Annotated in this window: 9 protein-coding genes and 1 tRNA gene; 4 read left to right on the forward strand and 6 right to left on the reverse strand. The window is 60.4% G+C overall.

Going from position 1 to position 14,139, the window contains the following annotated elements; genetic code table 11:
• Positions 1-71: 71 nt before the first annotated feature.
• Complete coding sequence (locus AC244_RS01625) at positions 72-2,888, reverse strand: Rne/Rng family ribonuclease (protein WP_053247095.1); 2,817 nt, start codon at positions 2,886-2,888, stop codon at positions 72-74.
• A gap of 853 nt (positions 2,889-3,741) precedes the next feature.
• Between AC244_RS01625 and AC244_RS01630 the strand changes: the two genes are divergently transcribed.
• The 3 genes from AC244_RS01630 (at position 3,742) to prfB (ending at position 8,929) form a co-directional block, all read left to right on the forward strand.
• The gene (locus AC244_RS01630; protein ID WP_234716842.1) at positions 3,742-4,890 is read left to right on the forward strand and encodes an N-acetylmuramoyl-L-alanine amidase; all 1,149 of its coding nucleotides are present in this window, start codon (positions 3,742-3,744) and stop codon (positions 4,888-4,890) included.
• A gap of 356 nt (positions 4,891-5,246) precedes the next feature.
• A complete protein-coding gene (locus AC244_RS01635) occupies positions 5,247-7,700 on the forward strand; it encodes a penicillin-binding protein 1A (RefSeq protein ID WP_053247096.1) in 2,454 nt (817 codons plus the stop codon).
• A 97-nt stretch (positions 7,701-7,797) separates the two neighbouring features.
• Positions 7,798-8,929, forward strand: a protein-coding gene (gene prfB / locus AC244_RS01640) for a peptide chain release factor 2 (RefSeq protein ID WP_152975814.1) whose coding sequence is annotated in 2 segments (ribosomal slippage) — positions 7,798-7,866 and positions 7,868-8,929 — 1,131 coding nt in all. Because the reading frame shifts where the segments join, the coding sequence is not laid out codon by codon here.
• A 95-nt stretch (positions 8,930-9,024) separates the two neighbouring features.
• Here prfB and AC244_RS01645 read toward each other — a convergent pair.
• Together AC244_RS01645 and AC244_RS01650 are read right to left on the reverse strand one after the other, a co-directional pair.
• Complete coding sequence (locus AC244_RS01645; protein ID WP_053247098.1) at positions 9,025-9,534, reverse strand: hypothetical protein; 510 nt, start codon at positions 9,532-9,534, stop codon at positions 9,025-9,027.
• Between the two features lie 113 nt (positions 9,535-9,647).
• Complete coding sequence (locus tag AC244_RS01650) at positions 9,648-10,421, reverse strand: NAD kinase (RefSeq protein WP_053247099.1); 774 nt, start codon at positions 10,419-10,421, stop codon at positions 9,648-9,650.
• A 159-nt stretch (positions 10,422-10,580) separates the two neighbouring features.
• Here AC244_RS01650 and AC244_RS01655 point away from each other — a divergent pair.
• Positions 10,581-10,656 (forward strand) — tRNA-Thr (locus tag AC244_RS01655).
• 222 nt (positions 10,657-10,878) lie between these two features.
• Here AC244_RS01655 and AC244_RS01660 read toward each other — a convergent pair.
• From AC244_RS01660 to AC244_RS01675, 3 genes are all read right to left on the reverse strand, one after another.
• Positions 10,879-11,613, reverse strand: a complete 735-nt coding sequence (locus AC244_RS01660) for a GcrA family cell cycle regulator (protein ID WP_053247100.1) — start codon at positions 11,611-11,613, stop codon at positions 10,879-10,881.
• On the reverse strand, positions 11,606-12,370 hold the full coding sequence (locus AC244_RS01665; RefSeq protein WP_053247101.1) for a hypothetical protein: 765 nt from the start codon (positions 12,368-12,370) through the stop codon (positions 11,606-11,608). The genes AC244_RS01660 and AC244_RS01665 overlap by 8 nt, the downstream gene beginning before the upstream one ends.
• A gap of 710 nt (positions 12,371-13,080) precedes the next feature.
• Positions 13,081-14,022 carry a LysR family transcriptional regulator gene (locus AC244_RS01675; RefSeq protein ID WP_053247638.1) on the reverse strand — a complete coding sequence of 314 codons (942 nt, stop codon included), beginning with the start codon at positions 14,020-14,022 and terminating at the stop codon, positions 13,081-13,083.
• Between the last annotated feature and the right edge of the window lie 117 nt (positions 14,023-14,139).

Raw genomic sequence — 14,139 nt, forward strand, 5'->3', positions numbered from 1 at the left:
TCGCCAAACGGAAACGAAAAAGCCCGGACCAAGGTCCGGGCTTTTCTGTTCTTCCGAGGTTCAGATGTGGCTTAGAAGAAGCCGCGGCGCTGCCACCATCCGCCCTTCTTGGGCTTGGACTGGTCTTCTTCGGTGCCTTCGTTCTTGTTCGTGACCGTCGAGGTCAGCACCGGTTCTGACGCGATCGTCGAAAGGTCGCGGTTTGCCCGTGCAGGCTTGCCTTCTTCGAGATCAGCGGCCGCTTCTTCGGCAACCGCGGGAACGGGCTCAGCCGCCTCCGGCTGGGCTTCGACCGCAGTCTGCGCTGCCTCGTCGGCACTGACGACAGGCTCCTCGGCCTTAACGGCTTTCTTGCGTGTGCGCTTCGGCTTGGCGGCCTTTTCGACGACCGGTTCCACCTCTTCCGCGACGATCTCGGCTTCGGCAACCACGGCTACCGCTTCAACCTCGGCTTCCGCCGGTGCTTCGACGTCGCCTTGCTCGCCCGCTTCGTCGTCGCCGGATGCAGCAGCCTGCTCCTCGCCTTCGACTTCACCTTCGCCCAGTTCCGGGCGATTGCGGCGACCGCCACGCTTGCCGCGACGGCGACGCTTGCGCTTTTGTTCGCCGTCGGCGGTCAGCGCATCCGTATCGTTTTCGTCCTCGTCACCATCGGTTTCGGCGGCGTCGTCAGCATCGTCTGCAGAATCGCCTTCCTGTGCGGCAGCGCCTTCGGCCTGCTGGCTGCCCTTGCCGCGACGACGGCGGCGGCGCTTGCGCTTGCGGCCGTTCTGGTCATCGGCCTGGGCGGCGGCCTTCGGCTGCTCCTGGCGCTGTTCGACGACAACTTCTTCTGCCTCTTCCTCATCGAGATCCTCTTCGATCACGATGTCGTCGTCCTCTGGCTCCGGCTCGAAGTGCAGGATCTGTTCGATCTTGACGGGGTTTTCAACCGGCTCGCCGCGGTCGATCGCAAAGTGCTGTGCGCCGACATGGCCGTCAGCCTCGATGATGATCGAGACGCCGAAGCGCTGTTCGTAATCCATGATCGTGCCGCGCTTCTGGTTGAGCAGATAGAGCGCGATATCGGGGATCGTGCGAACGGTGATGTTGTGGGTGGTGTTCTTGAGCAGATGCTCTTCGATGCCGCGCAGCACATGCAACGCGACCGAAGACTGCGAGCGGACGTGACCCGTGCCGTTGCAATGAGGGCAGGTCTGCATCGTGCTTTCGAGAACCGAAGCGCGAATGCGCTGGCGCGACATTTCGAGCAGACCGAAATGCGAGATGCGGCCGACCTGGATGCGGGCGCGATCGTTCTTCAGGCAATCCTTCAGCCGCTTCTCGACCGAGCGGTTGTTCCGCTTTTCTTCCATGTCGATGAAGTCGATGACGACCAGGCCGGCAAGGTCGCGAAGGCGCAACTGGCGGGCGACTTCTTCTGCGGCTTCGAGGTTCGTCTGAAGTGCCGTGTCCTCGATCGAATGCTCGCGCGTCGAACGACCGGAATTGACGTCGATCGAAACCAGGGCTTCCGTCTGGTTGATGATGATGTAGCCGCCCGACTTCAGCGTTACCTGCGGCTGCAGCATGCGATCAAGCTGCGCTTCGATGCCGGAGCGCGAGAATATCGGGTGCACGTCGCGGTAAGGCTGAACCACCTTGGCGTGGCTCGGCATCAGCATCTTCATGAAGCCCTTGGCTTCCTTGTAGCCTTCCTCGCCGGAAACGACGATCTCGCTGATGTCCTTGTTGTAGAGGTCGCGGATCGAGCGCTTGATCAGGCTGCCTTCCTCGTAAACGAGGCAGGGGGCAGTCGAGTTGAGCGTCAGCGTGCGGACGTTCTCCCAAAGGCGCATCAGATACTCGAAGTCGCGCTTGATCTCGACCTTGGTGCGGTTGGCACCGGCCGTGCGCAGAATGACTCCCATGCCCTGCGGCACTTCGAGGCCACGCGCAATTTCCTTCAGACGCTTGCGGTCCTGCAGGTTGGTGATCTTGCGGGAAATGCCGCCGCCACGTGCCGTGTTCGGCATCAATACCGAGTAGCGACCGGCAAGCGACAGGTAGGTCGTCAGCGCTGCGCCCTTGTTGCCACGTTCTTCCTTGGCGACCTGAACGAGCAGGATCTGGCGGCGCTTGATGACTTCCTGGATGCGGTACTGCTTGCGCGGCTTGCGCACCTGGCGATCCGGAACCTCTTCCATAGCGTCTTCAGCGCCGACGGATTCGATGATTTCCTTCTCGCCGTCATGGCTGTCGTCATCGTCGTCGTCGTCATCGCGGCGACGACGGCTGTCGACATCCTCGGAGATCGAATCGGTGTCGACCATGGCGGCCATCTCGCCGCCATTGCCTTCTTCGCCTGCATCCGCCGCTTCGGTTGCTGCAGTTGCAGCGGCCTCTTCGGCGATTTTCGCCTTCGTGCGGCGCGGGCGCTTCGGCTTTGCCTTGGGCTTCTCGGCGGGCACGTCGGCCTCGACGGCTGCTTCGGCTACCGTCTCGGTGGTTTCCGCGACGGCTTCCGTTTCAGCGGCAATCTCCAGATCGACAGGCACGCTGAGCGCGCTCTGCGTCGGCGTTGCCGTTTCGACGTGTTCGACATCGTCGTCGCGGCGCGCTTCTTCGGCTTCCGCCTTCAACAGCGCCTGACGATCGGCGAGGGGGATCTGGTAATAGTCGGGGTGGATTTCGGCGAAGGCCAGGAACCCGTGGCGATTGCCGCCGTAGTCGACGAAGGCCGCCTGGAGCGAAGGCTCCACTCGCGTTACCTTTGCCAGGTAGATGTTGCCGCGGATCTGTTTCTTGTGTTCCGATTCGAAGTCGAACTCTTCTATGCGGTTCCCGCGAACGACAACGACGCGCGTCTCTTCAGAGTGAGACGCATCGATAAGCATTTTCTCTGCCATCTAAGTTGTGCTCCTCGGCGCGACAACGGAACGGGCGGCAGACGTTCTTCCATGGGAAGACTGCCACTCGCGTCAGAGGTTGCGCCGGATGTGAAAGGTCCTGTCTGGTGCAGGTGATGGTGCAGCAGCCAGATGGCAGCCGGAACGGTTACGTCCCGGGGCCTCTCTACTTCTGACCGATACCGCTGAGTCAACATCAATGACCAAACAAGAATGCCAATGTCAAAGGTCTCATAAAGACCCGATGAATGCGCCCGCTTGCGGGCTTGCCGGTGAAAAATCACCGCTAAGAACTCCGGCCACCGCCGGAAATTTACGATCCAGTGTACGGGGAGGAAATGCAGCGACGGCGGATGAACACCTTGCGGCCGCGGAAAGATGATACGGTTGCAACCGGCAATTCCGGCTCGATCACTCCCTGGCGCCAAGCTCTGGAAAGCTCCGGCTGCCCGGCCGACGATTCTATCCCGTCAACACTTTCTCCTTGTGATGCTTTTATGTTTTCTATGTCACATTGGCAAGGGAAAAGCCTGTGCCGCCACAATAATGATCGATTCGCTTGCCCCGGTAGAGTAGGTCGGGAGACGGCGAATCGGATGTCTTGGTCGCGTTGCTCAAGGAGCGCTGTCAAGCTTTGGTTAACCATAAGGGTTCATTGATCAAGGGATGTCGCGGTGTGCGCGGGCGGACGCCCGACGCATCTGCCGCTCGGATTTCGTGGATTGACGGAGAGACCGGCGTGAAGCCTTGGGCTATTCATATGCACGCTTCACTGTTGCCGGCACTGCTGCGCGGCGGCGCGCGTGTCGTGGCTTCAGTGTTCGTGGCAGGCGCTTTGCTTGGGACTGTGCCGATGGCATACGCGGCCGAGCCCGTGCCGTTGCTGGCGTTCGGCGCACGGGTTGCCGGTGACGATGCGCGCACTCGGGTGGTCGTCGAGTTCGACCGGAAGCCCGACTTCTCCATTCATTATGTGGCAAACCCGGTACGTGTCGTCGTCGATCTGCCGGAAACCGCCTTCGGCCTGAAGGCAGAGAGCCTCGAGCCGCGGGGATTGTTCGAGGCCATCCGTTATGGCGGTATGGGCGCCGGCAATTCTCGCCTCGTGTTGTCAGCAAAGGGGCCGATCGCCGTCACCCACGCTGAAGTTATCGAGGTGGAGGGTGGCAAGAGTTATCGTCTGGTCATCGATGCTGAGAAGGTCGACCAGACCCGCTTCGACGCACTTTTGGGCGACCAGCAGTGGACCGGCTCGGTCGTCGCCGCCAAGACGGATCGGCCGACAATCGTGCCTGCGGAAAAGAGCGGCGCCTTCGTGATCGCCATCGATGCGGGCCACGGCGGCATCGACACCGGCGCGATCGGCAGCGGCACGAAGACTGAGGAAAAACATGTCACGCTCGCCTTCGCGCAGGAGCTTGTGGCCACGCTCAACCGTGAAAGTGGCATCGAAGCCTTTCTGACGCGCGACAAAGATGTCTTCCTGTCGCTGCCGCAGCGGGTGCAGATCGCCCGCAACAAGGGCGCCAATCTGTTCATTTCGATTCATGCCGACACGCTCAGGCAGAAGGACATTCGCGGTGCGACGGTCTATACGATCTCCGACAAGGCGTCCGACCATCTGGCCGCCGACCTGGCGCAGCGTGAAAACCTCTCCGACGAGATCGCCGGCGTACCGCTCCAGAGCGAGCCGGCAGAAGTCGCCGATATCCTGATCGACCTGACGCGCCGCGAGACCCAGGCTTTCTCGGTCAACATGGCGCGCACCGTAGTGTCGTCCTTCGAGGGGCAGATCAATCTCATCAACAATCCGCACCGTCACGCGGGCTTCCGCGTACTGCAGGCGCCGGATGTTCCGTCGATCCTGCTCGAGCTCGGATTCATGTCGAATATGGACGACGAGAAGCTGTTGCTCGATCCGGAATGGCGCAAGAAAGTGTCCGGTCTGCTTGCTGTTGCCATCAAGCGCTACCGCGAACAGGCGGTCGCAAACGGCGGCTGAGGTCTGATCGCGACGATCTGTTTGACGGCGCAGCGAAGGAAGTGATTTGTGTCGCCCCGGTAACAGCGATATGCTTTTCAACAGGATGCGCACTCGATAATCGGAAACAAGCCCTATTTTACGCACAATCCGGGACCTAACCCGAATTGCGCCCGGATTTGTTGGGAAACAGTGTTGATGCCCGGTGCCCCTCGCCATATGAGGAACTGGGTGGGCGCGTGTAGCCGCGATGCCAGACGATTTCTGATGGAAGCGTTTGGCCGGGCCGACGGAATGCGGGCCGATGGGACGGGAAGCGTCTCGATCGGTCTTTGTGGCCTGGCGATTGACGATAATAAGGTACCGGTATCTGACTGATGATCAGACTGATTGGATATTTCTTCGGCATTGGTGCGTTCTTGCTGCTCGGTGTCGCCGCGGCCGTTGCCATCTATCTCGGCAGCGTCACCAAAGATTTGCCGGATTACGAGGTGTTGGCGAAGTATTCACCGCCGGTCACCACGCGCTTTCACGCCGGCAACGGCGCGTTGATGGCGGAATACGCCCGCGAGCGGCGCCTCTATCTGCCGATCCAGGCGATCCCGGACCGCGTCAAGGCGGCGTTCATTTCGGCTGAAGACAAGAACTTCTATCAGCACCCCGGCGTCGATATCACCGGGCTTGCTCGCGCCATCGCCGTCAACCTTCAGAATTTCGGATCAGGTCGCCGCCCCGTCGGCGCGTCGACGATCACCCAGCAGGTCGCCAAGAACTTCCTGCTCTCGTCGGACCAGACGATCGACCGTAAGGTCAAGGAAGCGATCCTCTCCTTCCGCATCGAGCAGGCCTATAGCAAGGATCGTATTCTCGAGCTCTATCTCAACGAGATCTTCTTCGGCCTCAATTCCTACGGCATTGCCGGCGCAGCGCTCACCTATTTCGACAAATCGGTGACGGAACTGACCGTTGCCGAGACCGCCTACCTGGCGGCTCTGCCAAAGGGCCCGGCCAACTATCATCCCTACCGCAAGGCCGATGCTGCGATCGAGCGGCGCAACTGGGTCATCGACCGCATGGTTGAGAACGGCTACGTCACCAAGGCGGATGGCGAAGACGCGAAGAAGCAGCCGCTCGGCGTCAATCCGCGCCGCGGTGGCGCGCATCTCTTCGCCTCCGATTTCTTCGCCGAGGAAGTGCGTCGGCAGATCATCCAGAAATACGGCGACAACGCCCTTTATGAGGGCGGCCTTTCGGTCCGCACCTCGCTCGATCCGCGCATGCAGATCGCGGCGCGCAAGGCACTGCAGGAAGGGTTGCTCAGCTATGACGAGCGCCGTGGTTTCCACGGTCCAGTCAAGTCGATCGAGATCGGCGGCGACTGGGGCGAGCCGCTCGGCAAGGTCGTTGCCTTGGCCGACGTGCCGGAATGGAAACTGGCCGTCGTGCTCTCGGCCGATGGCCAGGGTGTCGAGATCGGCATTCAGCCGGACAAGGAAGCGTCCGGCAAGATCATCGCGGAGCGCGTGACCGGCCATATCTCCGCAAAGAACATGCAGTGGGCCTATCGCTCGGCCGGCGGCGAGCGCAAGTCAGCCAAGTCGCCCGAGGGCGTCCTGGGCCCGGGCGACGTCGTCTATGTCGAGCCGCTGGCGGACAAGGGTGAATACCGCCTGCGTCAGCCGCCGAAGGTTCAGGGCGGCCTCGTCGCGATGGACCCGCAGACCGGCCGCGTGCTGGCCATGGTCGGCGGCTTCTCCTACGGTCAGTCGGAGTTCAACCGCGCGACCCAGGCAATGCGCCAGCCGGGTTCGTCGTTCAAGCCATTCGTCTACGCTGCCGCGCTCGACAACGGCTATACGCCCGCATCCGTTATCCTCGATGCGCCGATCGAAATTGTCGCCGGTGGCCAGGTCTGGCGCCCGGAAAACTATGGTGGCGGCTCGGCCGGCCCGTCGACGTTGCGCCTCGGCATCGAAAAATCGCGTAACCTGATGACGGTTCGCCTCGCAAACGACATGGGCATGAACATCGTTGCCGAATATGCCGAACGCTTCGGCATATACGACAAGATGCCGCCGCTGCTGGCGATGTCGCTGGGTTCGGGCGAAACGACGGTTCTGCGCATGGTTTCGGCCTATTCGGTTCTTGCCAATGGCGGCAAGCAGATCAAACCTTCGCTGATCGACCGGATTCAGGATCGCTACGGCAAGACGATCTTCCGTCACGAGGACCGCACTTGCGACAACTGCAACGCAGCTGACTGGGGTAACCAGGAAGAGCCTGTCCTGACCGACAATCGCGAGCAGGTTCTCGATCCGATGACCTCCTACCAGATCACCTCGATGATGGAGGGGGTAGTTCTCAGGGGCACGGCGGCCGGCAAGATCACGCTCGATCGCCCGGTTGCCGGCAAGACCGGTACTACCAATGATGAGAAGGACGCCTGGTTCGTGGGTTACACGCCTGATCTCGTTGCCGGCCTCTACCTCGGCTTCGACAACCCGGCCCCGCTCGGCCGCGGCGCGACCGGCGGCAGCCTTGCTGTGCCGATCTTCAACAATTTTATGCAGGAAGCCATCAAGGGCACACGCCCAGGCAAGTTCGTGGTGCCGGAAGGCATGAACATGATCGCGGTCAACCGCAAGACCGGCATGGCCGCCTATGAAGGCGAGCCGGACACGATCATCGAAGCCTTCAAGCCCGGCACTGGCCCGGCCGACACCTTCTCGGTCATCGGTGGCCTCGACCAGTACGTGCCGCCGGAGGAAATCTTGAAGAATTCTCCGCAGGCTAACCAGGCCGTCACCTCCGGTTCCAACGGTCTGTTCTAGACCTATCCTCCGTCTCGCAATGCCCGCCGCCTTTACATCAGCGGCGGGCATCGCTATTTGACGCTCACGTTAAATCGGGTTCACAAGAAGCAGGATCATGCGCAGCGAAATCGAGAACATTGTCGACGAAATCAAGCAGGCCATAAGCCTGCTGAGGAGGCATCTTTGACTGGGATCAGGCGGTAAGACGACTGGACTGGTTAAACAACAAGGCGGAAGATCCGTCGCTGTGGAATGATGCTGCAGAGGCACAGAAGCTGATGCGCGAGCGCCAGCAGCTCGACGATGGCATCAACGGCCTGCGCCGTTTCGAGCAGCAGCTCAGCGACAACATCGAACTGATCGAGCTCGGCGAAGAAGAGGGCGACGCGGCCATCGTTGCCGACGCCGAACAGGCGCTGCGCGAACTGCGCAACGAAGCGGCCAAGAAGCAGGTCGAGGCGATGCTGTCCGGCGAAGCCGATCAGAACGACACCTATCTCGAAGTGCATTCCGGTGCCGGCGGCACCGAGAGCCAGGACTGGGCGAACATGCTGTTGCGCATGTATACCCGCTGGTCCGAGCGCCAGGGATACAAGGTCGAACTGATGGAAATTCAGGACGGCGAAGAGGCGGGCATCAAATCGGCCACGTTGCTGGTCAAGGGCCACAATGCCTATGGCTGGCTGAAGACGGAATCCGGCGTTCACCGCCTGGTGCGCATCTCGCCCTATGACAGCAACGCGCGTCGCCACACCTCGTTCTCTTCGATCTGGGTCTATCCTGTTGTCGATGACTCGATCCAGATCGACATCAACGAGAGCGACTGCCGCATCGACACCTATCGCTCGTCGGGCGCCGGCGGCCAGCACGTCAACACCACCGACTCCGCCGTGCGCATCACGCACATGCCGTCGGGGATCGTCGTCCAGTGCCAGCAGGAACGCTCGCAGCACAAGAACCGGGCCAAGGCCTGGGACATGCTGCGCGCCCGTCTCTACGAGTCAGAGTTGAAGAAGCGCGAAGACGCGGCTAACGCCGAGGCGGCCTCCAAGACCGATATCGGCTGGGGCCACCAGATCCGTTCCTACGTGCTGCAGCCCTACCAGTTGGTCAAGGACCTGCGCACCGGTGTCGAAAGCACGGCACCGGGCGACGTACTGGACGGCGAGCTGAACGAGTTCATGGAGGCAGCCCTTGCTCACCGCGTCAGCGGCGGCGCGGATGCCGCCGTGGATGACTTGAACTAGCCCCGCATTGCTGGCGGCGCCTTGCCCGCCGGCATCAGATTGCGAGTACGAAATGAAATGGCCGGATGTCTTCATCCGGCCTTTCTTTTTGAGGCTTAGTTCGATGCCCGCTCGACCTTGATGTCGCCGAGGTCGTCGATGAGCACGGTCCACGACTCCGGCTCGCGGGCGGCAGGATCGGTCTTCAGATAGACGGTTGCAAACATGCCGGGCTGTGCGGTCACACCTGTAGACGTTTCCGGCCGTATATCCGTGACATAGGCCCGCAGCGACGAGAACTCCTCGAGTTCCGCGGAAGAGACGACCTCCGGCCCGGCGGGTGTCGCCTCGATCTGCTGCAGATGGATCTGCGCGGTGCCGTCCGGTTGCCGTAGCGCGATCAGCTTGTAGTAGCCGCGTCGGGCGCCTTCGGCACTCCTCGGTTCGGCGGGTGTTTCTCCCTGCGTCTGATTAGGGTCCAGTGCCGAAAGCGGATCGCCGCTTTCTTCCCAGTAGCCCGTGCTGGTGACGAAGGTCACTTCCGGCGAAACCACAGTCGCGTCCTCGGCATGGGCGTTCGCGCCGGCCATGGCGAGAAGAAGCGCAAGGAGGAGAGGCTTGTGCATCGCTTTTGATTTCCTGTTCGAACCGCGACGCGGTGCTTGCTGCAAAATTGATCCTTCGCCGGGCGTCCGGCGGTCGCGGAAATCATACCATATCGCGCGGTGAGACCGTCGGCTCAATTGGAAAATTGCTCGGCCAGGATGCGGTCGGACCAGGAATGATCGGGATCCGAGAGAATGCGGGCGGTCATGTTTTCCGATTCGGCGATGCGCACCTTCGCTACCGACTTGACCTCCTGATGGTCGGCCACGGCGTTGACCGGGCGCTTGTCGGCCTCGAGGATCTCGATCTCGACGGTGACATGGTTCGGCAGTAGGGCGCCGCGCCACCGCCGCGGACGGAACGGGCTGACGGGCGTCAGCGCCAGTAGAGGGGCCTCCAGCGGCAGGATCGGCCCATGGGCTGAGAGATTATAGGCGGTGGAGCCTGCGGGCGTGGCCAGCAGCAGCCCGTCGCAGGTCAACTCCTCGAGCCGGGTCTTGCCGTCGATGACGACACGCAGCTTGGCCGCCTGGTAGGATTGACGGAACAGATAGACCTCGTTGATGGCGAGCGCCGTGAATGTCGCACCTTCACTGTCGGTGGTCTGCATCTCCAGGGGGTGAAAGGCGTTCTCGACGGCATTGCAGATGCGCGTTGTGAGGTTTTCGGTGCTGTAGCGGTTCATCAGGAACCCCACCGATCCCCGGTTCATGCCGTAGACGAGCTTGCCCGAGTTCATCGTCTGGTGCAGCGTCTGCAACATGAAGCCGTCGCCGCCGAGCGCGACGATGACGTCGGCCTTGTCGGCATCATGATCGCCGTAGATCGCCTGCAGATCAGCTGCCGCCTTTTGCGCCTCTTCGGCGGGCGAAGCCAGGAACGCGAGAGAAGTGAACGTGCGGGCCATGAATTTTCAGTCCGTTCAACATGTTGAGCACCGCCGCGGTGGCCGAGCCTAGGCTTCGTTTCTGGCACGGCGTGGCCCTAAACGCATCTGAAAAATTGGGAGAATTCGCAATTTTGCTTTACACGCTGTGAGATTATGATAACTCCCACCGCTGAAAGTGCCCTTATAGCTCAGTTGGTAGAGCATCTGATTTGTAATCAGAGGGTCGGGAGTTCGAGTCTCTCTGGGGGCACCATTAAGTTTCGCTGAAAAGCATTGAAAAGCCTCAGTTTTCTGGAAAGCCCAGACTGAGGCTTTTAAGCCATCAGGTTGTGGCTTGGGGGCACCCTGGGGGCACCTACGCTTTTTCCCGAGATTCGCAAAATATCCACAGATTCCAAGACTCGGGGTCTAAAGCGCAGACCTCACGATCTGTCCCCGGCGGAACGACGTCGACATCTGCTCGTGGAGTCAAGCTTTAGCCAAAATGGATTTTTCCAACCGTTAACGTCCCGTTGAGATTGAAGCTGCCGGATTGAAAACCTCCCTCATCAAAACCATAGTCTTCGAAGCTCTCGAAAAGATCGCCTTGTTTTAAGGGGTTTTCGCGCAGAGGAAGTTTTATACGCTTTGCCTTGCTGAGCACAGCATTGCGGGAAAATCCAAGAATGCGGCCGATCTCAGTGCCGGAATAGTAGAACTCCCACAGCATGCCCAGAACACGAACGGCTTCCTCAGTCCATCTGCCGTGGGTCTTCTTATTGTGGGGCCAGACGACGGGAATGCGACGCTTTTCGATTGCGTCACGGATAGGCTGCATCCCGAAGGCGTCGAACACTGCGTGTTGGTTCCGAGACATTATCGCGAGCTGATAAAACATGAACGGATACGGCACGAATTGCGCGGCGTTCTCTCGAAAATACTCGAGCACTCGCCGGTGATCGCTGATCATCGTCCCGCCGCCCGGGAGCAGCATTCCAACTTGGACCGGGTCGCCGACGCCGAAAACGGAGTTCGAAAGAACATCGATGAAATGGCCGCCAACCGACCCACCGATGAACTCGAAGCCATCGATCTGGTTATAATATTTGAAGTCCTGAATGAAGTATCGCTGGCCGTCTTCGTGCCTGAAGACAGGAGTGCACAGACCAGGCGCGTCATCTGTAGCACACACGACGCCAACAACTGCGTATCTACCTTCCTCTTCAGACATTGTATCCCTCGTTTCGGAGGAAGTCTTTGGCCGCTGAGGCGACCACGCCAAACGATTGCTTGGGGTTCCACACGTTGATCTCGTATGCCCTCACTCTAATTCCCTGCTTGTCTATGAAGTCTCTGAAGAAAGGGGACTCGAGATATTGGATTGGAACGATCATCGCCTTGAGCAGTCCATTCGCGAATGGCACCGTCTTACCCGCTTGGACCTCGATCGTCACGCGACGTTCGTCAGCTCCGCTGCCCACATGCGAGCGCGTCATCTCCATGAAGGCTGTGCTTTCAAAGTCCAGCGTATCGATTTCCCGTTCATTCGGTCGAGAGTTGAGGTAGTTCGCATTGTTGTCGAAAAACTTCAGAACGATATCCGCGATCCTGCGCGTATCCGGCTCGATCTCGAAATCCGCTAGCGCCATTTTGTCGTCCATGAAAGCCTTGAGGAAATCATGGTGCATGGCTCCACTGTCGAACGGATAGATACGTTTGATGTCCTCGATGAGTTCGAGATCGAAGATGAAACAAACCGGGTATAGGCTCAGCTGGGTCGTCGCCAGATCAGTGAGTCCGTACTTGTAGGCGGCCCGGCCATAGAAGAGATAAGTGACTTGCTCATTGAACACCTCGCAGACGTCGTCAGTAACGAGTTCGCCCCGGCGCATGTGCTTGCGAGCAAAGAATCCATCGCACGTGTGGAAAAGTGGCAGAAACTGGAAGGTCTCGTTGGCGCGGGGCACCTGCTCAGAAAAGGTACTCATCGACTTTCCTTGGTTGTTCTCCGCTTGAACTTCTACCTGCAGCGTTTCGTTAGTCAATTGCGGCGACGCACTGACTGGAGGCCTATGTCACCGGCTTCGTCGAAAGGAGCGATTACTCGACGAACGTCCGCAATGCCGCCACTCCGATGCCCCAACGCGGGCGTCAACAAAGGGTATAGCCGTCATGCAGTTGCAAAGGACGGCACCGACCAGGCTCTCTTGATCTCGGCGTGTATCCACCACAGCATTGAAGGAACGATGGCGAACACAGGCGACGACAGGCTTGAGCGATAACCAGGAAGAATTTGACGCACTCCGCAAAGGAGCAGCGTATCCTTTCGTGAATGAACACGGCAAGGATGCCGAAGGCCTGCGTCGTGTTTGCGAAGACTTCATGCGCCGTTGGCGCGAGACCCGCGGCCCGCATGGAAAAGATGATCGCGGTCTTATCAACGACGTCGTGCGCTGGACGATGAACCGGTACAATCGGCCGCGCTATAGGCCGAAGCGAAGCCGTGAGGAACGCGCAGCGACCTTCTTGATCGCCCCGGAGGCGTTGGGTTTCGCGTGCAAGCCGGCCCGGCTTTGAGGTAGGTCGAATTTGCGGTCGAAACCGGCCGAACGGTTGCCGTATCCGGGCCGCGGTTTGGACTGATCGGCCTTACTCGGCTGCGCGACGCAGCGCCTGTCCACGGCGGCCCTGTGCGCGCTCAGATCTCGAACGACCCTGCCGCCTTCGGGACAATCTCGCGGCATTTCTGCAGGGCGTTCAGGAGATTGTCGGCGAGATAATCGATCAGGGCGCGCGTCGCCGGCAGCATGCCGTGGCGCGAGGGGAAGACGAGATGGACGACGACGTCGCCGGAAGTCCATTCCGGCAGCACAGGCGCAAGCACGCCGGCGCGGAAGGCGCGTTCGCAGATGTGGTCGGGCAGCAACGCCACGCCCATGCCCTCAATGGCCGCACGCTCGAGGATGAGGAAATCGCTGCAGCCGATGATCGGCCGGTGCGAAATTTCCGTGGTATTTCCTTCGCCATCGACCAGGCGCCAGACATCGGTGGCGTGCTGCTCGTTCATCGACAGCGTCGGCATCTCGCTCAGATTGTCGATCGTGATGTCGTCGAAGCGCGCGAGCAGGGTGGGGCTTGCCGCCAGCCTCTGACGCACCTCTCCGAATCTGCGGATAATCAGCTGATTGTCAGTGTCGAGTTGATCGCGGGCGCGCAACGCCACGTCGATCCGCTCCTCGATCAGATCGATCCGCCGGTTGGTGGTGGTAATCAGCAGACGGACGCCGGGGTAGCGACGATGGAAGGCGGGCAGGATGTCGGCGAGCATCGGCGTAAAGCCGAGCGGGCAGGCGAGCCTGACCGTGCCCGTCGGCTCGGCCTTGACGGCGGCGATCTCGGCTTCCGCCATGGCGACGCCATCGAGCAAGCTCTGGCAATGTTCGTAGAACACCTGCCCGATCTCGGTGACGCGCAGTTTGCGGGTCGAGCGCTCCAGCAGCCGGACGCCGAGCTGCTCTTCGAGGCGCGCCACGTGTTTGCTGAGCTTGGATTTAGGGATGTTCAGATCGCGCGCGGCGGCGCTAAAGCCGTTGTTACGCACCACGGCCGCGAAGAGGGCGAGGTCGTTCAGGTCCTGCATCTGTCTTTCGTCTCCCATCGCCGGATCGCCGGTCTCACTGTTTCCATTTGGAAACAGTATGTCAAATAACCGCTGACTTATCGTGCGATTGTTTTCCAATCATATGTGATGCACCGC

It is taken from the genome of Ensifer adhaerens, from assembly GCF_001270265.1.
GTDB lineage: Bacteria > Pseudomonadota > Alphaproteobacteria > Rhizobiales > Rhizobiaceae > Ensifer > Ensifer adhaerens_B.

Bases quoted from the DNA above. Each gene is read 5' to 3' on its own strand.
- AC244_RS01625 (WP_053247095.1), bottom strand. From the start codon at position 2,888: ATGGCAGAGAAAATGCTTATCGATGCGTCTCACTCTGAAGAGACGCGC.
- AC244_RS01630 (WP_234716842.1), top strand. From the start codon at position 3,742: ATGGCATACGCGGCCGAGCCCGTGCCGTTGCTGGCGTTCGGCGCACGG.
- AC244_RS01635 (WP_053247096.1), top strand. From the start codon at position 5,247: ATGATCAGACTGATTGGATATTTCTTCGGCATTGGTGCGTTCTTGCTG.
- AC244_RS01645 (WP_053247098.1), bottom strand. From the start codon at position 9,534: ATGCACAAGCCTCTCCTCCTTGCGCTTCTTCTCGCCATGGCCGGCGCG.
- AC244_RS01650 (WP_053247099.1), bottom strand. From the start codon at position 10,421: ATGGCCCGCACGTTCACTTCTCTCGCGTTCCTGGCTTCGCCCGCCGAA.
- AC244_RS01660 (WP_053247100.1), bottom strand. From the start codon at position 11,613: ATGTCTGAAGAGGAAGGTAGATACGCAGTTGTTGGCGTCGTGTGTGCT.
- AC244_RS01665 (WP_053247101.1), bottom strand. From the start codon at position 12,370: ATGAGTACCTTTTCTGAGCAGGTGCCCCGCGCCAACGAGACCTTCCAG.
- AC244_RS01675 (WP_053247638.1), bottom strand. From the start codon at position 14,022: ATGCAGGACCTGAACGACCTCGCCCTCTTCGCGGCCGTGGTGCGTAAC.